Origin of the sequence: Mycobacterium dioxanotrophicus, assembly GCF_002157835.1 — a bacterium.
In the GTDB taxonomy this organism is placed as follows: domain Bacteria; phylum Actinomycetota; class Actinomycetes; order Mycobacteriales; family Mycobacteriaceae; genus Mycobacterium; species Mycobacterium dioxanotrophicus.
Genome location: NZ_CP020809.1, coordinates 6,129,555 through 6,150,934, shown reverse-complemented (window position 1 = coordinate 6,150,934; position 21,380 = coordinate 6,129,555). Strand labels below are relative to the sequence as shown.

The following is a 21,380-nucleotide window of genomic DNA, read 5'->3' as shown; positions in this document are numbered from 1 at the left end:
GGAACCACAATGACGGTTATCCCAGAAGCGCCCGCCCAAGGCGGTGGCGGTGACGCCGGCGGCGGATACATCGACGCCGGTGAGGCTTTCAACCACAGCAAGCTCAGCAACCTGCCGCACAGTGCACCGGATGTGACCAGCGGCATCAACTACGAGCGCATCCTCGATGCGCGGAACGAGTCGCACAACTGGATCACCTACTACGGTGCCTACGACGGCTGGCGGCACAGCCTGTTGGATCAGATCAACGTCGAGAACGTCAAGGACCTGAAGGTCGCCTGGATCCATCAGGCGAGTACGACCGGCATCATCGCCGCCACGTCGACCTACGCGTTCGAAGCCTGTCCGATAGTCGTCGACGGCGTCATGTTCGTCACCGGCTGGGACGGCTGGCTCTGGGCGCTCGACGCGACGACGGGTCAGCAGCTGTGGCGCTACAAGCATGCAGTGCCCTTCGACGTGTCGCTGTGCTGCGCCAACGTCAACCGCGGCTGCGCGGTCGCGAACGGCAAGGTCTACATGGTGACGCAGAACGCCCAACTGCTGGCGATCGACGCCACCAACGGTCAGAAGGTTTGGCAGAAGACCATCGGCGACGTGCGAGCGGGGGAGAGCGCTTCATTGGCCCCGCTGGTCATCAAGGACACGATCATCACCGGTTCCGCCGGTGGCGAGTTCGGCGTCCGCGGTCACATCGACTGCTGGGATCTGGAAACCGGCGAGCACCGGTGGCGGACCTACACCGTCCCGAAGCCGGGTGAGCCCGGCTCGGAAACCTGGCCCGCCGACGGTGAGGCCTGGCAACGCGGCGGCGCGAACCACTGGGTCACCGGAACCTACGACCCGGAGTTGAACCTCTACTACGCGGGCACCGGCAACCCGGCACCTGACTTCGACGGCGGGGTCCGCGAGGGAGACAACCTCTACACCGACAGCGTTGTCGCGCTGGACGTGGACACCGGTGAGATCAAGTGGCACTACCAGTTCACCCCCCACGACCTGTGGGACTACGACTCCACGATGGAGATGACCCTGTTCGAGCGGGACGGCAAGAAGCTGCTCGCCCATTTCGACAAGAACGGGTACATGTTCGTGCTGGACCGCACCAATGGTGAGCTGCAGCACGTCACCCCGTTCGTCGACCGCATCGACTGGGGCGTCATCACCCGCGACGGCAAGGTGACCCCCCGCAAGTACCCGGACAAGGAAGGCGAGCCCTGCCACTTCTTCCCCGGCCCTGCCGGTGCCAAGGAGTGGACGCACGCTGCGTACAACCCGGACACCGACATGTTCTACGTGCCGGTGGCCGACGTGGGTGCCACTGCCACCCGCCGTCGTCGCGAGTTCAAGGAAGGCATGCCCTACTGGGGTGCCGCCGTCGAGGTCGACGTCGACAACATGGCCGGCTCGGTCAGCGCGTTCGACTCGCACGGTGAGGAGAAGTGGCGCTGGCGGCTCGACATGCCCATGGCAGCGTCGGTTATGTCCACCGCCGGCAACCTCGTGTTCTCCGGTACGCCGACGGGTGAGTTCTTCGCGCTCGACGCCCGCACCGGCGATGAGCTGTGGAAATTCCAGTGCGGTAGCGGTCACCACAGCTCTTGCATGACCTACTCGGTCGACGGCAAGCAGTACATCGCTGTGCCGGTCGGCTGGGGTGGCTGGCTCGAGGGCATCATCCCCGGGATGGCCGGCCAGGGCCACGGCGCGGCGCTCATCGCCTTCGCGCTTCCCGGCTGATTCACATCTGTTCCACCAACCCGATCGAACAACAGAGAGGAAGACAACATGATGGAGCGACAGATCTCTGACAGCACTCTGCCGAGGTGGGAGTCTCCCACGGCTACGCAGGTCCGAGTGTCCGCCGAGGTCACCGCATACGTGGCCATCTGGGACGAAGGCCGCTGATCGTGTCCCGACGGGGCGCCGGGTCTGAGGAGATCCGGCGCCCCGTCGCCACTACAACAGAGTGAGTTGTCAATCGTGTGGGTTCATGTGTTGGGGTCAGCAGCCGGCGGAGGCTTTCCGCAGTGGAACTGCACCTGCCCGTCGTGCCGCGCTGTGCGGACCGGCGCGCGACCCTGTGTCCCACGCTCACAGTCGTCGATCGGGGTGAGCGTCGACCGCCGGCAGTGGTTCCTGTTCAACGCGTCACCGGACATCCAGTCCCAGATCGAGTCCTTTCCTGACCTGCATCCCGACGAGGGCAGGGTGGTCCGACTACAGGCAGTGCTCCTCACCGACGCCGAGCTCGACCACACGCTCGGGCTGCTGCTGATGCGCGAGGGATGTGGTCTCGAGGTGCATGCGACCGAATCGGTGCACGAGACCCTCACCACCGGAACCGGAGTGCTCCGGACGCTGGCGGCGTACTGCCCGGTCAAATGGCAGCGGGTGCAGCCCGGTGCCGAGGTGGCGCTCGGCGACGGGCTCACGTACCGCGCGTTCGACGTCCCGACGGACAAGCGCATGCGGTTTCCCGGGGCATCGGAGTACGGCCGGGTCGTGGGCTACCGCGTCACCGACACCCGCAGGGGCAAAAGCCTGATCTACCTGCCGTGCGTACAGCGACTCAGCCCCGAGGTCCTCGAGGAGTTGACCGACTGCTCGTGTCTTCTGATCGACGGGAGCTTCTGGCGCGACGACGAGATGCCCCGCCTGGGACTCGCCGGCAAGACCTCGCGCGAGATGGGACATGTACCGATCGACGGTCCGGGCGGCAGCCTCGAGCTGCTGTCGCCGCTGCCCGTCGACCGCAAGGTCTATCTGCACATCAACAACACCAACCCGATCCTGCTCGAGGATTCGCCGGAACGGCGGATCCTCACCCGGCACGGCATGGAGGTCGCCGTGGACGGGATGGAGCTGGAGATCTGAGGAGCGAAGATGACCTGCGCACGTGAGGAGCGAAGATGACCTGCGCACGTGAGGAGCGAAGATGACCTGCGCACGTGAGGAGCGAAGATGACCTGCGCACGTGAGGAGCGAAGATGACACCGATCACGCAAGTGGCGACGATGGCCCCGCGTGGAGCGACTCTGACTGAGGCGTTGGCGCCCGATGAGTTCGAGGAAGCGCTTCGCGCGCACGTCGGGCAGTACCACCATCAGCATCCCTTCCATCGCCGGATGAACGACGGCAAGTCCAGCCCGGAGGAGATCAGGGGCTGGGTGGCCAATCGCTTCTACTACCAGGCGAACATTCCCCATAAGGACGGGGCGATCCTCAGCAGCTGCCCTGACCGCGAGGTACGGCGGCGTTGGGTCCAGCGCATCATCGACCACGACGGCACCACCGAAGGATCTGGCGGGATCGAGTCGTGGCTGCGTCTGGCCGAGGCCGTCGACCTGACCCGGGAGGAAGTCGAGGACGAACGACACCTGCTCCCCGGCGTGCGGTTCGCCGTGGATGCCTACGTCACGTTCACGCGGACCCGGCCGTGGGTCGAGGCGGTGGCCTCCTCACTGACCGAGCTGTTCGCGCCTGACCTGATGGCTGAGCGGCTCGCCGCATTCGAACGCCATTACACCTGGATCGACCCCGAAGCACTCGCCTACTTCCGGGCCCGCATCACCCAGGCTCCCCGCGACTCCGAGCACGGCCTCGAAATCGTGCGAAAGCACTGCGTCACCGCGGACACGCAGGCGGCCGCGCTGGCGGCGCTGTCCTTCAAGTGCGACGTGCTGTGGGCCATGCTCGACGCCATCGACCGGGCCTATGGCAATGGTTGAGGACACCGCGCGACCCCGACTGGCCCCGCACGTGCGCATGAGGTTCGACGCCGCGCGCGGGCAGCACGCGCTGCTGTCGCCCGAGACCGTCTGGGTCATCAACGACACCGGCGCCGCGATCGTCGAGCTGTGCGACGGCCTGCGGACCGTCGCGGAGATCCAGTCGGAGTTGCAGAGCCGGTACAGCCAGGTCACCGACGACGACGTACGACGCTTCGTGACCGATCTCGTCGCCCATCACAGCATGGAGGTAGACCATGGATAAGCCCTTCGCCCTACTGGCCGAGCTCACCTACGCCTGTCCGCTGCACTGCCCCTACTGCTCCAATCCGCTCGCGCTCGACGACTACCGCGACGAGCTGACGACCGCCCAGTGGCAGCGGGTGCTGACCGAGGCAGCTGAGCTCGGTGTGCTGCAGCTGCATCTCTCGGGCGGCGAGCCGATGCAGCGCCACGACATCGTCGAGCTGGTGCGATGCGCCAACGAGCTGGGCCTGTACACCAATCTGATCACCAGCGGGCTCGGCTTTTCCCACCGGCGCGCCGATCAGCTGCGTGAGGCCGGGCTCGACCATGTCCAGATCAGCATCCAGGCCGACGAGCGAACGCTGTCCGACCGGATTGCCGGCACTGCGTCGTTCGACCGCAAGCTGGTGGTGGCTCGGCTCGTCAAGCAGCTCGGCTGGCCGTTGACCCTCAACGTCGTTCTGCACCGGCAGAACATCGACCGGATCGGCGGCATCCTCGACATGGCGGAGGGGCTCGGCGCCGACCGCATCGAGCTGGCCAACACGCAGTACTACGGCTGGGCCGGAGTCAACCGTGCCGAGCTGTTGCCGAGCAGGGAGCAGCTGGAGCGGGCGCAGGCGGTGGTTCGAGCGAGCAGGGAGCGACTCGCCGACCGCATGGAGATCATCTACGTCATTCCCGACTACTACAGCCAATACCCCAAACCCTGCATGGACGGCTGGGCCCGTCGCCAGCTCACCGTGACGCCCAATGGCGATGCGCTGCCGTGCCCGGTCGCCGGAGAGCTGGTCCGTGGCCTCGACCTGCCTCGGGCCAGCGTGCGCGAGCATGCCCTGGCGTGGATCTGGGCCGAGTCGCCGCTGTTTCAGCAGTTCCGCGGCGAGGAATGGATGCCGGATCCGTGCCGCAGCTGCGAGCGGCGGAGCATCGACTTCGGCGGCTGTCGGTGTCAGGCCTTCGCGCTGACCGGCGATGCCGCCCGCACCGACCCGGTCTGTCACCTCGCCCCTGACCATGAGCTCGTTGCGACAGCAGTGGCGGCGGCCAACGACTCGACACGGCCGCCTGGGTCGTTGGTCCCGCGTCCGCACCCGAGCCGCGCCGGTGTGCTGGCGACCGCGGCGACGCCGGAGGCGCGCCGCTGAGCTCGCTGCTTTCCCCAGCCCTGACCGTCCTGAAAGGGAACACATGATTGGACTGATCGCTCTCGGATTCGCCTTGAGCCTCGACAACCTTCGGACGGCGATCGCGCTCGGGGGGCTCAAGCCGAATTTGCGCACGTCGGTCAAGACGTCCCTGATCTTCGGCCTGTGGGATGGCGTCGCACCTGCGATCGGGATACTCATCGGCGGCTATGTCAGTACCCAGATCTCCGACACGGCCGAGATCGTGGCGACCGTGGGCCTCGTTGCCTACGGTCTGTGGGTCATCATCAAGGCGATTCGATCACCTGAGCCGGCGGATCCGGACATGAAGGTGGCGAGGCGCTGGCTGCCTGTGCCGTTGAGCGTCGACAATTTGGCGGCGGGGGCGGCTCTCGGCATCGCGGGCTACTCGGTGTGGCTGGCACCCCCTCTCTTCGCGTTCTGCACGTTTGTGGTGGCGGTCGCCGGACACCAGATCGGCCGCACGGTGGCCAACTTCATCCCTCGTCTCCGTACGGATCTGGTGACCGGAGTTGCGTTCGTGCTGATGGCAGGCATGGTGGTGGCCGGTGTGGGGGACTTCTGAGGACGGACACCGTCGGCGGCTGGGGTCCATGTCGGGAACGGAGGTGACGCGATGAGTGATGCGGCAACCGGTGAGCAGGACGACGTCGCGCGTCCGCTGTGCTACCACTGCCGAGAGCCCTACCGAGCGGAGGATGCCGGTCGGCACACCGAGCCGATCAACTGCGATGTCTGCTACCGCTGCAAGGGGATGCCTGCGTGCTACACGTGCGGGCACATGTACTGCACCTGCGAGGTGCACAAATACCGATAGGGCCGCGAGCGGCGGGCGTCCCTGTCACTGATCGATGAGGATCTGGGCCAGTCGGGTACGCCACGCCGCCAGGTCGTCGACGCCCAGGATCCTCAGGACCACCTGGTCGGCCCCGGCCGCCTGGTACTGGGCGATGCGCTCCGCGATGCGCCCGGGTGCACCCCAGGCCGCGATGCCGTCGAGCAACCGGTCACTGACGGTGTCGATGTCAGCCGTGGTGAACCCCTGGCGCAGCAGGTTGCGGCGGTAGCCGCCCTGTGCGGTCAGGAACTCCAGCGGTCCGGCCGCCGCCCCTCGGGCCGTCTCGCGGTCGGTGACCGGGATGACCATCAGCAGGACCGCCAGCGTCCGGTCGGCGCCCACCACAGACCGGGCGTCGGCGACATAGGACGGCGTCACCAGGAACGGGTATGCGCCCCGGGCCCGGTCCCGCGCCAGGGACAGCATGTTCGGACCCAGCGCGGCCAGCACGCGGTTGTCGATGCCGACGGCGTCCAGCTCGTCGAGATAGGCGTTGAGCGTAGCGATCGGATGCGGTCCGTGCGCGCCGCCCAAGCCGACGACGAAGCGGCCGGGGTTGGTGTCTTCGAGGCCGGTGTGCACGGCGATGACCTCGGCAGCAGGCACCCGAACCACCGGGATGATGCCCGTGGCCACCGTGATGGTGCTGGTCGCGCGCACCGCCACCGGGACCATCGGCAGGTTTCCGGAACGCCACAGCGTGGCGTACCCGAGGTGTTCGGCATGTCGCGCTTCGTCGGCCACGAGGGCCGGGTCGTCGGTGAACGGAGTGCTGGTCGCCAAGCCGATCGAGGTCATGCGCCGACGCTATGACCTCAAGAACGGTTCAGGTCAACCTCAGCGCTGGCCGCCGGACGAGCGCACACCCAGCAGCACGTCTTCCCAGGCCGGCACGGCCGGGCGGGCCTTGCGCGACCGAGCGGGCTTCGGCGGCGTGGGCTCGGCAGCCACGGGCTCGGGTTCCTGTGGCGGCGCGGCAACCGGCTCGGGTACGCGTGCGGGTGCTGGCGCATCGAAGTCGAGCTGCGGCAGCGACGCCACGGGACGCAACGGCCGGTTGAAGTCCGGATTGATCAGTTCGTGGGCGGTGTCGTCGGATGCGGTGACGGTTCCGCCGTGCGCGCCCGGAGTGAACCGGAAGTGCGCGACGTTGTCGGAGCGTCCGGCCTTCCAGGACAACTGCACGGTCCACCGGCTGTCCTCGTTGCGCCAGGCGTCCCAGCTGGTGGCGTCCGGGTCGAGCCCGCGAGCGACCAGGGCCGTGGTCACCGTCTCCAGCAGGGTCAGCACCGCGGGCCCGTCGGCGAGCACGGGATGCGCGGCGGTGGCCAGCTCCGCTGCCCGGGCCCGCTCCAGCAGCACCGGGTGAGCGAACCGTTCCACGCGTTCGATCGGCACGCCGGCGGCGGCCGCCAGCTGCTCCACCGAGGCGCCGGCGCGGATCTTGGCTTGAATCTCCTTGGGACGCAGCACGCTGTGCACCTCTAGATCCATCTGGGTTTGATTCGAGGCGACTCGGTCACCACGCGCCGCAGCACGCAGCCGGTCATCTACGCGCACACTGAACAACTCCGAGGAGTCGTCGGTTTCGCAGATGATGCGCTTGCCGTCGACATCGAGCCCGACGACTTTGAGTTCTCGCATTACCGACCTCCTTGGCGCACCATACTGCGTTATCAGCTCGTAACCGTGCTGACACGCGGTAGCGGCGTCAGAGGCGTTCGACGACCCAGTCCACGCAGCGGGTCAGCGCGCTGACATCGTCAGGGTCGACCGCCGGGAACATGCCGACGCGCAGCTGGTTGCGGCCCAGCTTGCGGTACGGCTCGGTGTCGACGATGCCGTTGGCCCGCAACGCCTTCGCCACGGCGGCAGCGTCCACGGAGTCGTCGAAGTCGATGGTGCCGACCACCTGCGAGCGCAGCGCCGGATCGGTGACGAACGGGGTGGCGAACGAGGCGCCCTCCGCCCACGAGTACAGCCGCTGAGACGAATCGGCGGTACGCTTGACGGCCCAGTCCAGCCCGCCGTTGCCGTTGAGCCAGTCGATCTGCTCGGCCAGCAGCACGAGGGTGGCGATGGCCGGGGTGTTGTAGGTCTGGTTCTTGACGCTGTTGTCGACCGCGATCGGCAGGGACAGGAAGTCGGGCACCCAGCGGTCCGTGGCGGCGATGGCCTCGATGCGGGCCAGTGCGGCGGGGGAGAGCACCGCGATCCACAGGCCGCCGTCGCTGGCGAAGTTCTTCTGCGGGGCGAAGTAGTAGGCGTCCACGTCGGTGATGTCCACCGGCAGTCCGCCGGCCGCCGACGTGGCGTCGATGAGGACGAGCGCGTCGCCGTCGGGACGCTGGACCGGCACTGCGACACCGGTCGAGGTCTCGTTGTGCGCCCACGCGACGACGTCGACCGACGGGTCTGAGGTCGGTGCGGGCGCGCTGCCCGGATCGGCCTTGAGGATGATCGGGTCGCCGACGAACGGGTTCTTCGCGACGCACGAGGCGAACTTCGAGCTGAACTCGCCGTAGGTGAGGTGCAGCGACCGCTTGTCGACCAGGCCGAACGCCGCGGCGTCCCAGAACGCCGTCGAGCCGCCGTTGCCCAGCACCACCTCATAGCCGTCGGGCAAGGAGAACAGCTGACGCAGCCCGTCGCGCACCCGGCCGACCAGATTCTTCACCGGCGCCTGCCGGTGGCTGGTGCCGAACAGGTCCCCGGCCGCGACCAGCGCGGTCAGCTGCTCGGGGCGCACCTTGGACGGTCCACAGCCGAAACGGCCGTCGCGGGGCTTGAGATCGGCGGGAATCGTCAGTTCAGCCATGGGACCAGCTTAAAGTGTCAGAATCTGCGCTCCATCGGGGGTGACGGCGACGGTGTGCTCGCTGTGGGCGGCGCGCGCCCCGTTCGCGGTGCGCAGGGTCCAGCCGTCGGAGTCGTGCACGTAGTCGTCGGTGCCGTCGGCGATCAGCATCGGCTCGATGGCGATCACCAGGCCGGACCGGAGTTTGAAGCCCTTGCCGCGCCGGCCTTCGTTGGGCACGTGCGGGGCCTCGTGCATGGTGCGGCCGATGCCGTGACCACCGTGATCGGCCAGCAGGCCGTAGCCGGCCCGACGTGCCACGGCCGAGATGGCGTGGCCGACATCACCGAGAGTATTGCCGGGCCGGACTGCGGCGATGCCCGCCGCGAGGGCCGCGTCGGTGGCCTTGATCAGCGCGGTGTCGGCGGGCCGGGGCGTGCCGACGACGAAGCTGCGGGCGGCGTCGCCGCACCAGCCGTTCAAGATTGCCCCGAAGTCCACCGACACCAGGTCTCCGTCGGCGAGCACGGTGTCGTTGGGCACACCGTGGACGACGGCGTCGTTGACACTCACACACAGCACCGCGGGGAACGGGCTGGGAGCCCAGCGGGGGTGGTAGTTCAGGAAGGGCGAGGTGGCCCCGTGGGCCGCCAGCACCTCGGCGGCGACGCGGTCCAGATCGGCTGTCGTACGCCCCGGAGTGGCCTCGGCCACCACCGCCCGCAATGCTTCTGCAACGACGGATCCGGCGGCCGCCATGGCTGTGATCTCGGATGGCGTCTTCAGTTCGACCACGTCATGCACCCTCTCGGCAAACTTCTGAAATCCGACGTAGACATTTAGTCGATACCTGCGGTACCGTTATACACAAGGCAGGTAGATGTAAACCTCATAGGAGAGGGAGAGGTCTGCAACATGGCTCGGACCAAGATGATCAGGCGCTGGCGCAAGAACATGGACGTCACCGACGACACCGAGTACGTCGACATGCTCACCACACTGTCCGAGGGGTCGGTGCGGCGCAACTTCAATCCCTATGTCGACATCGAGTGGGATTCGCCGGAGTTTGCTGTCACACCCAACGATTCCCGCTGGGTACTGCCGGCGACCGACCCGATCGGTGGCCACCCGTGGTACCAGGCTCAGCCGTTGCAGCGGCAGATCGAGATCGGCATGTGGCGCCAGGCCAACGTCGCCAAGGTGGGCCTGCACTTCGAGAACATCCTGATCCGCGGCCTCATGGAGTACTCGTTCTGGGTGCCCAACGGCTCGCCGGAGTACCGGTACTGCTTGCACGAATCCGTCGAGGAGTGCAACCACACCCTGATGTTCCAGGAGATGGTGAACCGCATCGGCAAGGACGTGCCGGGCATGCCGCGGCTGCTCAAGTGGCTGCAGCCGCTGATCCCGCTCGCCGCGGGCCCGCTGCCCATCCCGTTCTTCTTCGGCGTGCTCGCCGGCGAGGAGCCCATCGACCACACGCAGAAGAACGTGCTGCGCGAGGGCAAGGAACTGCACCCGATCATGGAGCGGGTGATGGCGATCCACGTCGCCGAGGAGGCCCGCCACATTTCGTTCGCGCATCAGTACCTGCACAAGCGGGTGCCGCACCTGCGCCGTCGTCAGCGCTGGCTGCTGTCGCTGTTCGTGCCGCTGACCATGCGCATCCTGTGCTCGGCCATCATCGTGCCGCCGCGTGCGTTCTGGAAGGAATTCGACATCCCGCGCTCGGTGCGCAAGGACCTGTTCTTCGATGCGCCGGAGTCCCGCAAGATGCTGCGCGACATGTTCGGTGACGTGCGCATGCTGTGCACCGACACGGGGCTGATGAACCCGATCGCCAAGCTCATGTGGAAGATCTGCAAGATCGACGGGCCGCCGAGCCGCTACCGTAGCGAGCCGCAGCGCGAGCACCTCGTCGCCGTCGCGTAACCGACGAGAGCCTCACTGTGCCCCATGTGATCACCCAGTCGTGTTGCAGCGACGGATCCTGTGTCTACGCGTGCCCGGTCAACTGCATCCATCCCTCACCGGATGAGCCGGGCTTCGCGACCGCCGAGATGCTCTACATCGATCCCGATGCGTGCGTCGACTGCGGTGCGTGCGTCAGCGCGTGCCCGGTCGGCGCCATCGCGGCGGACACCCGGCTGACCGACAAGCAGCTGCCGTTCATCGAACTCAATGCCGCGTTCTATCCCAAACGGGAAGGCAAGCTGCCGCCGACGTCGAAGTTGGCGCCGGTCCTCGAGGCGCCGAAGATCGACCGGCGCTCCGGTGGCCCGCTGACCGTGGCCATCGTGGGTTCAGGGCCGGCGGCGATGTATGCGGCCGACGAGCTGCTGACGCAAAAAGGCGTGCGGGTCAACGTCTTCGAGAAGCTGCCGACGCCCTACGGTCTGGTGCGGGCCGGTGTCGCGCCCGATCACCAGAGCACCAAACGGGTGACCAAGCTGTTCGACACCATCGGCAAGCAGCGCAACTTCCGGTTCTTCCTCAACGTCGAGGTCGGCAACCACCTGACCCACGCCGAGCTGCTGGAACACCATCACGCCGTGCTGTACGCCGTCGGCGCACCCAACGACCGGCGCCTGACCATCGACGGCATGGACCGCCCGGGTACCGGAACCGCCACCGAGATGGTGGCCTGGATCAACGGCCATCCCGAGTTCACCGATCTGCCGGTGGATCTGACGCACGAGCGGGTGGTGATCGTCGGCAACGGCAACGTCGCGTTCGATGTCGCCCGCATCCTGACCACCGACCCGGATGTGTTGGCGCGCACCGATATTTCCGATCATGCACTGGCCGCCCTGCGTGGCTCGCGCGTGCAGGAGGTGGTGATCGCCGCCCGCCGTGGCCCGGCGTTCTCGGCGTTCACCCTGCCCGAGCTGATCGGGCTGACCTCCACCTGCCAGGTGGTGCTCAGCGCTGCTGATCACGACCTCGTGATGCGGGACCTGGCCGTCGAAACCGACCCGCTCACCCGCGGCAAGCTCGAGATCCTCGCCAAGCTGGGCGATGCGTCCGCGCCGATCACCACGCCGCGGATCCGGTTGGCCTACCAGCTGACGCCGCAGCGGGTGCTCGGCGATGGGCGGGTATCGGGTGTCGAGTTCGGGCTGACCGGGACCGACCAGGCGTACACCATCGACGCCGGGCTGGTGCTGACCTCGATCGGCTACCGCGGCAAGGCCATTGACGCGTTGCCGTTCGACGACGACGCTGCTGTCGTGCCGAACGACGGCGGCCGTGTCCGTGGCGCCTCCGGTGCCTACGTGGCGGGCTGGATCAAGCGCGGCCCCACCGGTTTCATCGGCACCAACAAGTCGTGTGCCGCGGAGACCGTGCGCAACCTGGTCGCCGACTACAACGACGGTGTCCTGACCGCCCCGGTGCGCAAGCCGGGGGAGCTGGAGAAGCTCGTGCACAGCCGGCAGCCCGACGTGGTGGACGCTGCCGGGTGGCACGCCATCGACGCGGCGGAGATCGCGCGTGGTGGCGACGAGCGCCCCCGCGACAAGTTCACCACCGTCGAGGCCATGCTGGCCGCTGCCGCGGCAGCACCGAAACCGACTGTGCGGCAACGTCTTGTCGCGAGCCTGCAGGCGCACTGAGCGACGGCGCTTTCACACTCGCCACACTGGTCACGCCAGCATCGGTGAGCTGTTGGCACCCGACCTGGAAAGGTGATACCGCGGGCGGTACCAGGTTTTGTGATACCGCCGGCGGTGGCGTATTTCGAAGTCCACCAACGCCTGCAGACCCGGTACGGCTGTGACAGCTGTGACCAATGCCCGCGTCACGATCACTCGAAGCCCGGACCGTGCAGCGGTTCGCCGAAGCTCATCGCGAGGTTCAGCAACGGGTCGACGGTGCGCACGGCGAGGTCGACACGCTCGGCCAACGATCCCGTCAAGAGCACCCACGAGTGTCCGGCGGCGGTGAGCGCATCGGCGAACCAGTCGGTCATCGCCGCCCGGATCTCCAGGTCGCCCTCGCGCATCCCGTCGTCGTGCCACGGCACGTCGGCGTGGTCGGTGAGCAGATAGACCGCGCGCCGCGGTACCTGCTTCCACACCTGATCGCCGCGTGCGGCCGTTCCGAGATAACGCCGCTCCCACACCGCGGTGGCGAACGCGTCGGTGTCGCACAGCAGGATCGGTGAACCGGCGCGGGCCGCGGCCTCCTCCCGGCGCTTCTGTTCGATCCCGATGGCATCGAAATCGGCGTGGTCCCACGCTAATTCGGTGATCGCGCGGTCCGGTTGCCGCTGCCACACCACCGCGGTGTGGTCCCGGCCGTATTCCTCGACGTTGTGCGTGGTGGCCCAGACCCCGCCGCGTGCCGCGTAGTGCTGCTGCAGCCGGGTGGCTACGGTCGTCGTCCCGGTCGACTCGGCGCCGAGCACGACGACGCGCGTGGTGAGCCCGGCACGGGTGGCCGGGGCCAGCTCGAGCCAGCCTCCCGCCAGGTCGCGGCGGACGGCCGAGGCACTGACCGCGCTCCGGGGGATCCGCACGCACGCGGCGTCGAACCAGCGCGCCAGCTCGTCGCCGTAGTCGTCCCCGCAGAACACCGCGTCGACCTCGGGTGGGCAGCCCGCCGCCCGCAACCCGGCTCGCATGGCCGCTACCTGCGCCGCCCACACGCGTTGGTCGGTGACGTCCAGCGGTGCGTCGCAAGGGATTCCGGTAACGGTGACGTTGCGCTGGGCGCTGTGGGTGTCGCGCAGCCAGGCCACCCGGTCGGCCAGCGGTACGGTCTCCGGCGCGGCCGCCATCACCAGCACGCTCACCCGGTCACAGCGCGCGGCGGCGGCCTCGATCACCGCGTGGTGTCCGCGGTGCGGCGGATAGAACTTGCCGATGAACAGGCCGTGACCGAACTCGCTCACGACACCCGCACCTTGCGCCAGGACTGCAGCCCGGACAGGCACAGGGCCAGGAACACGAGATAGATCGCCGCGGTCAGGTTGAGGTCGCGGCTCAGGTAGAGCGGGACGTAGATGCAATCCGCGGCGATCCAGAAATACCAGGTCTGCAGATACTTGCCGTTGAGCAGCCACTGCGCGACCAGCGACAGGCACGTGGTGAGCGCGTCGAGAAACGGGGCCGAATCGTGTGCGGCCCGCAGGATGACCGTCAGCAATGCCGTCCCCGCCACGACAACGGCCACGCACCAACCGATCTGGTCCGGCCGGGCCCGGGTGACCACCAGCGGTGTGCGGCCCGTGTTGCCGTACCGCCACTGCCACCACCCAGCGAACCCCAGGGCGATGTAGAGCACTTGCAGGCCGGCGTCGGCCCACAGCCGGGCCGAGGCGAACAGCACCAGGAAGAACAGGCAATTGGCGATGCCGACCGGGAAATTGGCGATGTGGCGGCGCACGGTCAGCGCCACACACAGCCCGCCGGTGACGAACCCCAGCAGCTCGGCCCAACTGACGGCGTCACCGCCCAACACGAACAGCGTGGCATTGAGCGGCTGCACCAACTGCGCCAGCCAGTCCAGCATCGACTCTCCCCCCGGTTCTCGCGTCGAGACTAACCGGGCTTGCTGGGACGGCCGATGCTGGTGAGGCGGAAGCGTCCTACTGCTGGTTCTGCATGGCCGCGGCGATCTCCTCGGGGCTCACTTCGCGCACCGGCTGACCCAGCGACCACTGGTGGCCGAACGGGTCACGCACCATGCCGTAACGGTCGCCCCAGAACTGGTCCTCCAGTGGCATGACGACCTCGGCGCCGGCCTCGACCGCCTGCTCGAATTTGGACTCGACGTCGGTGACGGTCAGATGGATGGTGACGGGTGTGCCGCCGAGGGCCTTCGGCGTCGTCGACTTGCCGTCGTTGAACTCGGGGAAATCGTCGTTGAGCATCACGGTGGAGCCGTTGATGGTGAGTGCGGCGTGGATGAGCTTGCCGCCGGGACCGGGCACCCGTCCCAACTCGGTGGCGCCGAATGCCTTGACGTAGAAGTCGATAGCGGCTGCGGCGTCGTCGACGACGAGGTGCGGCAACACTGCGGGAGTTACTTCGATGGCCATAGTGCGGACTCCTGTCTCATTGTGGGCGGACCCCAATGCAGACCCGCCGGGCGGACGGATCTCATCGCGGCTATCCCTATGCAAGCACGGGAGTCTGACATTCAGGTGACGGAGAACGAGTGCGGTAGCGGGGCCCGGCCGGTCAACGCCCGCAGCACCGTGTCGCCCTCGCCCAGCGCCACCGAGACACGGGTGGCCAACACCGCGGCCGCCTCCAGCGCCTCGGGCGGCAGGTCTATCGTCACCCCGGCTGCCGCGGCGATGTCGAGGCTGTGCACGGTCAGCTCGAAGACACGGGTTTGCAGGTAGTCGCTCAACCGGATGCCCAGACCGCCGATCACCGCGATCAAGGGGTCACCTGCGCCGTCGACATCGTCGAGGGCGCGGGTCAACAAGGGCTCGATGGCGGCCACCGGGTCGTCGCCCAGATCCCGGCCCGCCTGCCTGCCCCGCTCCACGATGGCCGCGGCGCCGCTGTCGGACATGTAGTCGCGGATCTTCACGTAGTAGTCGACCGCGCTGGACACATCCTCGCGGGTGGCGGGCGTGCGCAGGTATGTGCTGACCGTGATCAATGACCGTGAGGTGTGGCCGATCAGGGCCCGCATGTCCCACTCGCCAAGGCCCGGCCCGTCCCATGCGGAGGCCGGGAGCGATTGCACCAACCGCGTGAAAGCCCGTGCTGCCGAAGCGAAGACGTCCGCGGTCACACCGAGGCCGCTCGCGCCTCGGCCAGCTCGTCCCACCCCGGGACGTCCTGCACACTGCGCGGATCGGGGCCGACGTAGATCGCCGCGGGCCGCACCAACTTGCCGAGGCGTTTCTGCTCGAGGATGTGCGCACACCAGCCTGCGGTCCGGCCGCAGGTGAACATCGCGGGCATCATCTTCGCCGGCACCCGGGCGAAGTCCAGGATCACCGCGGCCCAGAATTCGACATTGGTCTCGATGGCCCGGTCGGGCCTGCGTTCGCGCAACTCGGCCAGCGCGGCCTGTTCGAGCGCGGCGGCCACCTCGAAGCGCGGCGCCTCCAGCCGCTTGGCGGTGGCCCGCAGCACCCGGGCCCGCGGGTCCTCGGCGCGGTACACCCGGTGGCCGAAGCCCATCAGCTTGCCGCCGCTGTCCAGGATCGACTTGACCACCGCGCGGGCGTCGCCGGTGCGCTCGACCTCCTCGATCATCGGCAGCACGCGGGCCGGCGCACCACCGTGCAGCGGGCCGCTCATCGCGCCGACCGCACCGGACAGCGCCGCGGCCACGTCGGCCCCGGTCGAGGCGATCACGCGGGCGGTGAACGTCGAGGCGTTCATGCCGTGCTCGGCCGCGGTCACCCAGTAGGCGTCGATGGCCTCGACGTGGCGGGGATCCGGCTCGCCCTGCCAGCGGGTCATGAAACGTGCTGTGACCGTGGCGCATTCATCGATCAGCCGCTGTGGCACGGCGGGTTGGTAGATGCCCCTGGCGGATTGTGCGACGTAGGAAAGCGCCATCACCGATGCGCGTGCCAGCTGATCACGCGCGATCTGATCGTCGATGTCGAGCAGCGGTGCGTAGCCCCAGATCGGGGCCAGCATCGCCAGCCCGGCCTGGACGTCGACCCGCACGTCGCCGCTGTGGATGGGTAGCGGGAACGGCTCGGCGGGCGGCAGGCCCGTGCCGAAGCGGCCGTCGACCAGCAGTCCCCACACGTCGCCGAAGGTGACCTGTCGGCTGACGAGCTCTTCGATGTCCACGCCGCGGTAGCGCAGCGCACCACCGTCCTTGTCCGGTTCGGCGATCTCGGTGGTGAAGGCGACGACGCCTTCCAAGCCGGCGACGAACTCTTCCGGTACGGCTGCCATGGCCCGATTCTCGCACTAGGGCGGGCGTAGCGTGGGCGCGGTGGCAACTCCGGACAATCATGATCTGGCGGCGATGCGTGTCGAGTATGTGGAGAAGGACGGCTGCGGCGATCTCGACGCCGATTGGCTCGGCGACGATCCCGCGACGGGCTGGTTGACGCTTCTGCGCACCTGGCTGGGCGATGCCCAGCGGGCCGGGCTGGCCGAGCCGAACGCCATGGTGGTCGGCACCGTCGACGAACAGGGAAGGCCCGTGACCCGCACGGTGTTGTGCAAGGGCGTGGACGAATCCGGTATCACCTTCTTCACCAACTACGACTCCGCCAAGGGCGTACAGCTGGCCGCCAACCCCTATGCGTCGGCCACCTTCCCGTGGTTCGGCCTGGGCAGGCAGGTGCATGTGCGCGGTCCGGTGAGCAAGGTGTCGGCCGACGCGACCGCCGAGTACTGGTCCAAGCGGCCCCGCGGATCGCAGCTCGGCGCCTGGGCGTCGCACCAGTCTTTCCCCATCGGTTCGCGCGCCGTGCTCATGGACCAACTGGCCGCGGTCACCGAGCGCTTCGCCGACCTCGACGCGGTTCCGGTGCCGCCGAACTGGGGTGGTTACCTGATCAGCCCGGACGTGGTCGAGTTCTGGCAGGGCCGGGAGAACCGGGTGCACAACCGGATTCGCGTGGTGGGCGGCCGCGCGGAACGTCTTCAGCCCTGACCCACGGTGAGAAAGTTCTTCGCCGACACCACCCCGCTGCGCAACCCCGACTTCCGGCGCCTGTGGGTGGCAGGCATCCCGACCGTCATCGGCGCCAACCTGACGATCTTCGCGGTGCCGGTGCAGCTCTACGTACTCACCCAGAACTCGGCGTACGTCGGGCTGGCCGGGTTGTTCGCACTGGTGCCGCTGGTGGTGTTCGGGCTGTGGGGCGGTGCCTGGGCCGACGCGATGGACCGCAGGCTGCTGCTCATCATCGCCTCGGTCGGATTGGCCGTCGCGTCGGTGCTGCTGTGGGCGCAGGCCGCGCTGGCCCTGAACAACGTGTGGGTGGTGCTCGGCCTGCTGTCGGTGCAGCAGGCGTTCTTCGCGATCAACAGTCCGACCCGCTCGGCGGCGATCCCGCGGATGCTGCCCGGCGAGCAACTGCCGGCCGCGAACTCACTGAACATGACGGTGTTCCAGTTCGGTGCGATCGTGGGTCCGCTGCTGGCCGGGCTGCTGCTGAGCTGGGTCGACCTGTCCACGCTGTACCTCATCGATGCACTGACCTGTCTTGCGCCGATCTGGGCCACGTTCCGGCTCGCGCCGATGCCGGCCACCAGCACTGAACAGGGTTCGGCGCGCTGGGGATTCGCGGCCGTGCTGGACGGTTTGAGGTATCTGGCGGGCAACCGGGTCGTGCTGATGTCGTTCGTCGTCGACCTCATCGCGATGATCTTCGGCATGCCGCGGGCGTTGTTCCCGCAGATGGCACATGAGAGCTTCGGCGGACCGGTCGAGGGTGGCACCGTGATGGCCTTGTTGGCCGCCGCGATGTCCGCCGGTGCGGTGCTCGGCGGCGTGTTCTCCGGTTGGCTGCCGCGGATCCGCAGGCAGGGTCTGGCAGTCGTGTGGTCGATCGTGGGTTGGGGCCTGGCGATGGTCGGTTTCGGCGTGGCCGGTGGGATGGCCCACGGCCACGCCGGTGCGCTGTTGTGGATTGCGTTGGTGTTCTTGGCCATTGGTGGAGCGGCGGACATGGTGTCGGCGGCGTTCCGATCGACGATTCTTCAGCAGGCGGCGTCCGACGATGTGCGGGGACGGTTGCAGGGCGTCTTCACGGTCGTGGTCGCCGGTGGCCCGCGGCTCGCTGACGCGGCGCACGGTGGGGTCGCGGCGATGGTCGGTACCACGGTGGCCGCGGCGGGCGGCGGAGCGCTCGTCGTTGTCGGCGTCGTCGTCGCTGCATTGGCCGTTCCCGCGTTCGTGCGGTACCGGGTGGCACCCGTGTGGGCGCCCGACGACCTGCGAGATCCCGACAAGGTGTGAACAGTCGGCAGCGGTTGTCATTTATTTGCGAAATCATCGACTTCGGGGCGATAACATGCCGGACGTGGCGGAACTGGTCGGGACGGCCTATGTCGGTTTACGTGAACGTAAGAAGCAGCGCACCAGGTCGACATTGATCGACGCGGCGATCGAGTTGTGTCACCGGCAGGGGTTCGAGGCGACCACCGTCGACCAGATCGCTGCCGCGGCCGATGTTTCGCCCCGGACGTTCAGTCGGTACTTCGCGACCAAGGACGCGGTGATGCTGGCGTTCATCGACGAGGTGGTCGAGATGATCGCGGTCGAACTGGCAGGGCAGCCCGACGGGATCAGCGACATCGAGGCGCTGTACCGGGCGCACGTGAAGGCGTTCGCGGACACCAAGACCGCGCCACCGAACCGGCTCACAGCTGACCGGCTGCTGGCCTCGGCGCGCATCCTCACGTCGTCGGCCGCGTTGATGCACGCCGCATCCCAGTTCCGGTTCGACGCGGTCAACGCGGAGCTGGCCAAGCGCATGGGTGTGGCGCGTGACGACCAACGGTTGATGCTGACGGCGGCGGTGTGGACGTCGATCATCATGTCCGGGCTGGCGCGGCTCGGCGCGACAGTCGATTGGGACACGGTCACAGTCGACGACGTCATCGGGGCCGTGCATTCCACGTATGCCGAGTTTCTTGAGGTGACGGCGGGCGTGCAGCGTCCGGCGTGACTGGTTGGTAGCCCCCCGCGGGCAACGCCGACCGAATGCGACTACCTTTTGGTAGAGCAGTCGTAGGTTCGCAACGACTTCCCAAACGAGGACGAAGGGAATCCCGTGGCCGAAAACCCGTCGAGTGGGCAGGAGCACGCCACCCTCAGTTACCCCGGTGGCGAGCTTGATCTGGAAATCGTCAAGGCCACCGAGGGGTCGGATGGCATCGCGTTGGGGCCTTTGCTGTCGAAGACTGGGTACACCACCTTCGACGGGGGCTTCGTCAACACCGCTTCCACCAAATCGGCCATCACCTACATCGATGGTGACGCCGGCATCCTGCGGTACCGGGGTATCCCGATCGAGCAGTTGGCGGAGAAGTCGAACTTCATCGAGGTCAGCTATCTGTTGATCTACGGCGAGCTGCCGACCGCTGAGGAGTTGGAGCAGTTCACCAATCGGATCCAGCGGCACACGCTGCTGCACGAGGATCTCAAGCGGTTCTTCGACGGGTTCCCGCGCAACGCGCACCCGATGCCGGTGCTGTCCAGTGCGGTCAACGCGCTGAGCGCCTACTACCAGGATTCGTTGGATCCGCTCGACAAGAAGCAGGTCGAGCTGTCCACGATCCGGCTGCTGGCGAAGTTGCCGACCATTGCCGCCTACGCGTACAAGAAGTCCGAGGGGCAGCCGTTCCTCTACCCGGACAACTCGCTGAGCCTGGTGGAGAACTTTCTGCGGATGACGTTCGGCTTCCCGGCCGAGCCGTATGAGGTGGATCCCGAGCTTGTCCGCGCGTTGGACATGCTGTTGATCCTGCACGCCGATCATGAGCAGAACTGTTCGACATCGACTGTGCGCCTGGTCGGCTCGTCGCAGGCCAACCTGTTCACGTCGATCTCCGGTGGCATCAATGCGTTGTGGGGCCCGCTGCACGGCGGCGCCAACCAGGCCGTGCTGGAGATGCTGGAGAAGATCCGCACCGAGCACGGTGACGTCCGGGACTTCGTCAAGAAGGTCAAGAACCGCGAGGACGGCGTGAAGCTGATGGGCTTCGGTCACCGCGTGTACAAGAACTACGATCCGCGGGCGCGCATCGTCAAGGAGCAGGCCGACAAGATCCTCGGCAAGCTCGGCGGCGACGACGAGCTGCTGGCCATCGCGAAGGCGCTCGAAGAGGTCGCGCTCACCGACGACTTCTTCATCGAGCGCAAGCTCTACCCGAACGTCGACTTCTACACCGGCGTGATCTACCGGGCTATGGGTTTTCCGACGCGCATGTTCACCGTGTTGTTCGCGCTCGGCCGGCTGCCGGGCTGGATCGCGCACTGGCGGGAGATGCACAGCGAGCCCAACAAGATCGGCCGTCCGCGTCAGGTCTACACCGGCTACACCGAGCGCGATTACCTCGACATCGGCACCCGCTGACTTCCTTCGCCGAGCAGACACTCGGGTACGCCAAACGCGGCGTGTCGCGAACTTTGACGTCTGTTCGCGCAAGGTCGGTCAGCGCACGGGCAGCGCGACACCTCCGGTGAGCGCCAGCAACTGCGGATAGGTCAGCGGCATCACCGAGTCGGCGGTGCCCGCGGCGGTCCACACGACCGGGTAGCCGGCCAGCGTTTCGTCGACGACTGTCCGGAGCTGGATCGGGTGTCCGGTGGGGGCGACGCCCCCGATCACCTGACCGGTCGCCGTGAGCACGAGTTTCGGGTTCGCCTTGCTGATGGTCGTGGCGCCCAGGTGGCGCGCCAGCACGTCGGTGTCCACCCTGGCCGCACCGCTGGCCATGACCAGCAGCGGCTCGCCGTCGCAGTCGAACACCAGGCTGTTGGCGATCGCGCCCACCTCGCAGCCCAGCTGCTCGGCCGCGGCGGCCGCGGTCTTGGCGTCGGCGGCCAGGATTCGGATGGCGGGTTCGATACCGGCGGCGCAGACAGCCTCGGCGACTCGGATATTCCGTTCGTTCACGGTGACGATTGTCTCTGACACGGGACTTGCC

Annotated in this window: 23 protein-coding genes; 13 read left to right on the top strand and 10 right to left on the bottom strand. The window is 67.5% G+C overall.

Annotated elements, in window-relative coordinates; translation table 11 throughout:
* Nucleotides 1-9 precede the first annotated feature (9 nt).
* The 7 genes from BTO20_RS29880 (at nucleotide 10) to BTO20_RS29850 (ending at nucleotide 5,963) form a co-directional block, all read left to right on the top strand.
* The gene (locus tag BTO20_RS29880; RefSeq protein WP_087079508.1) at nucleotides 10-1,740 is read left to right on the top strand and encodes a PQQ-dependent dehydrogenase, methanol/ethanol family; all 1,731 of its coding nucleotides are present in this window, start codon (nucleotides 10-12) and stop codon (nucleotides 1,738-1,740) included.
* Nucleotides 1,741-1,983: 243 nt separating this feature from the next.
* A complete protein-coding gene (gene pqqB / locus BTO20_RS29875) occupies nucleotides 1,984-2,877 on the top strand; it encodes a pyrroloquinoline quinone biosynthesis protein PqqB (RefSeq protein ID WP_087079507.1) in 894 nt (297 codons plus the stop codon).
* Between the two features lie 113 nt (nucleotides 2,878-2,990).
* A complete protein-coding gene (gene pqqC, locus BTO20_RS29870) occupies nucleotides 2,991-3,731 on the top strand; it encodes a pyrroloquinoline-quinone synthase PqqC (protein ID WP_232490893.1) in 741 nt (246 codons plus the stop codon).
* Nucleotides 3,718-3,996 (top strand): pyrroloquinoline quinone biosynthesis peptide chaperone PqqD, encoded by a 279-nt coding sequence (gene pqqD / locus BTO20_RS29865; RefSeq protein ID WP_087079506.1) that lies wholly within the window; start codon nucleotides 3,718-3,720, stop codon nucleotides 3,994-3,996. Before pqqC ends, pqqD begins: the two co-directional genes overlap by 14 nt.
* The gene (gene pqqE / locus BTO20_RS29860; protein ID WP_087079505.1) at nucleotides 3,989-5,125 is read left to right on the top strand and encodes a pyrroloquinoline quinone biosynthesis protein PqqE; all 1,137 of its coding nucleotides are present in this window, start codon (nucleotides 3,989-3,991) and stop codon (nucleotides 5,123-5,125) included. Before pqqD ends, pqqE begins: the two co-directional genes overlap by 8 nt.
* Nucleotides 5,126-5,168: 43 nt before the next feature.
* Nucleotides 5,169-5,711 (top strand): manganese efflux pump MntP, encoded by a 543-nt coding sequence (locus BTO20_RS29855; protein WP_157680351.1) that lies wholly within the window; start codon nucleotides 5,169-5,171, stop codon nucleotides 5,709-5,711.
* A 51-nt stretch (nucleotides 5,712-5,762) separates the two neighbouring features.
* A complete protein-coding gene (locus BTO20_RS29850) occupies nucleotides 5,763-5,963 on the top strand; it encodes a recombination activating protein 1 (RefSeq protein ID WP_087079503.1) in 201 nt (66 codons plus the stop codon).
* A gap of 24 nt (nucleotides 5,964-5,987) precedes the next feature.
* On the opposite strand, the gene BTO20_RS29845 is transcribed toward BTO20_RS29850, so the two are convergent.
* The 4 genes from BTO20_RS29845 to map form a co-directional block, all read right to left on the bottom strand.
* Nucleotides 5,988-6,782 (bottom strand): TIGR03620 family F420-dependent LLM class oxidoreductase, encoded by a 795-nt coding sequence (locus BTO20_RS29845; RefSeq protein WP_087079502.1) that lies wholly within the window; start codon nucleotides 6,780-6,782, stop codon nucleotides 5,988-5,990.
* Nucleotides 6,783-6,821: 39 nt separating this feature from the next.
* On the bottom strand, nucleotides 6,822-7,628 hold the full coding sequence (sepH, locus tag BTO20_RS29840) for a septation protein SepH (protein ID WP_087079501.1): 807 nt from the start codon (nucleotides 7,626-7,628) through the stop codon (nucleotides 6,822-6,824).
* 67 nt (nucleotides 7,629-7,695) lie between these two features.
* The gene (gene serC / locus BTO20_RS29835; RefSeq protein ID WP_087079500.1) at nucleotides 7,696-8,802 is read right to left on the bottom strand and encodes a phosphoserine transaminase; all 1,107 of its coding nucleotides are present in this window, start codon (nucleotides 8,800-8,802) and stop codon (nucleotides 7,696-7,698) included.
* A gap of 9 nt (nucleotides 8,803-8,811) precedes the next feature.
* Nucleotides 8,812-9,576 carry a type I methionyl aminopeptidase gene (gene map / locus BTO20_RS29830; RefSeq protein ID WP_087082878.1) on the bottom strand — a complete coding sequence of 255 codons (765 nt, stop codon included), beginning with the start codon at nucleotides 9,574-9,576 and terminating at the stop codon, nucleotides 8,812-8,814.
* 120 nt (nucleotides 9,577-9,696) lie between these two features.
* Between map and BTO20_RS29825 the strand changes: the two genes are divergently transcribed.
* Together BTO20_RS29825 and BTO20_RS29820 are read left to right on the top strand one after the other, a co-directional pair.
* Complete coding sequence (locus tag BTO20_RS29825; protein WP_198344108.1) at nucleotides 9,697-10,713, top strand: AurF N-oxygenase family protein; 1,017 nt, start codon at nucleotides 9,697-9,699, stop codon at nucleotides 10,711-10,713.
* A 17-nt stretch (nucleotides 10,714-10,730) separates the two neighbouring features.
* Complete coding sequence (locus BTO20_RS29820; protein WP_087079499.1) at nucleotides 10,731-12,395, top strand: 4Fe-4S binding protein; 1,665 nt, start codon at nucleotides 10,731-10,733, stop codon at nucleotides 12,393-12,395.
* Nucleotides 12,396-12,586: 191 nt separating this feature from the next.
* Here the strand turns inward: BTO20_RS29820 and BTO20_RS29815 are convergent, their stop codons facing one another.
* From BTO20_RS29815 to BTO20_RS29795, 5 genes are all read right to left on the bottom strand, one after another.
* Nucleotides 12,587-13,675, bottom strand: a complete 1,089-nt coding sequence (locus BTO20_RS29815) for an AAA family ATPase (RefSeq protein ID WP_087079498.1) — start codon at nucleotides 13,673-13,675, stop codon at nucleotides 12,587-12,589.
* Entirely contained in the window at nucleotides 13,672-14,295 is a 624-nt protein-coding gene (gene pnuC, locus BTO20_RS29810; protein WP_087079497.1) for a nicotinamide riboside transporter PnuC, read from the bottom strand. Before pnuC ends, BTO20_RS29815 begins: the two co-directional genes overlap by 4 nt.
* 76 nt (nucleotides 14,296-14,371) lie before the next feature.
* Nucleotides 14,372-14,824, bottom strand: a complete 453-nt coding sequence (locus BTO20_RS29805) for a VOC family protein (protein WP_087079496.1) — start codon at nucleotides 14,822-14,824, stop codon at nucleotides 14,372-14,374.
* A 101-nt stretch (nucleotides 14,825-14,925) separates the two neighbouring features.
* On the bottom strand, nucleotides 14,926-15,534 hold the full coding sequence (locus BTO20_RS29800) for a maleylpyruvate isomerase N-terminal domain-containing protein (protein WP_087079495.1): 609 nt from the start codon (nucleotides 15,532-15,534) through the stop codon (nucleotides 14,926-14,928).
* Nucleotides 15,531-16,664, bottom strand: a complete 1,134-nt coding sequence (locus tag BTO20_RS29795; RefSeq protein ID WP_087079494.1) for a citrate synthase 2 — start codon at nucleotides 16,662-16,664, stop codon at nucleotides 15,531-15,533. The genes BTO20_RS29800 and BTO20_RS29795 overlap by 4 nt, the downstream gene beginning before the upstream one ends.
* 40 nt (nucleotides 16,665-16,704) lie before the next feature.
* Here BTO20_RS29795 and pdxH point away from each other — a divergent pair, with 40 nt between their 5' ends.
* From pdxH to BTO20_RS29775, 4 genes are all read left to right on the top strand, one after another.
* A complete protein-coding gene (gene pdxH / locus BTO20_RS29790; RefSeq protein WP_198344107.1) occupies nucleotides 16,705-17,373 on the top strand; it encodes a pyridoxamine 5'-phosphate oxidase in 669 nt (222 codons plus the stop codon).
* Between the two features lie 6 nt (nucleotides 17,374-17,379).
* Nucleotides 17,380-18,684 carry an MFS transporter gene (locus BTO20_RS29785; protein ID WP_087079492.1) on the top strand — a complete coding sequence of 435 codons (1,305 nt, stop codon included), beginning with the start codon at nucleotides 17,380-17,382 and terminating at the stop codon, nucleotides 18,682-18,684.
* A 64-nt stretch (nucleotides 18,685-18,748) separates the two neighbouring features.
* Nucleotides 18,749-19,396, top strand: coding sequence for a TetR family transcriptional regulator (locus BTO20_RS29780; protein ID WP_408632132.1), 648 nt, complete (start codon nucleotides 18,749-18,751; stop codon nucleotides 19,394-19,396).
* 105 nt (nucleotides 19,397-19,501) lie between these two features.
* Nucleotides 19,502-20,806 (top strand): citrate synthase, encoded by a 1,305-nt coding sequence (locus BTO20_RS29775; RefSeq protein WP_087079490.1) that lies wholly within the window; start codon nucleotides 19,502-19,504, stop codon nucleotides 20,804-20,806.
* Nucleotides 20,807-20,884: 78 nt separating this feature from the next.
* Here the strand turns inward: BTO20_RS29775 and BTO20_RS29770 are convergent, their stop codons facing one another.
* Nucleotides 20,885-21,349: a YbaK/EbsC family protein gene (locus tag BTO20_RS29770; protein WP_198344106.1), complete on the bottom strand. Its 465-nt coding sequence runs from the start codon at nucleotides 21,347-21,349 to the stop codon at nucleotides 20,885-20,887.
* Nucleotides 21,350-21,380 lie beyond the last annotated feature (31 nt).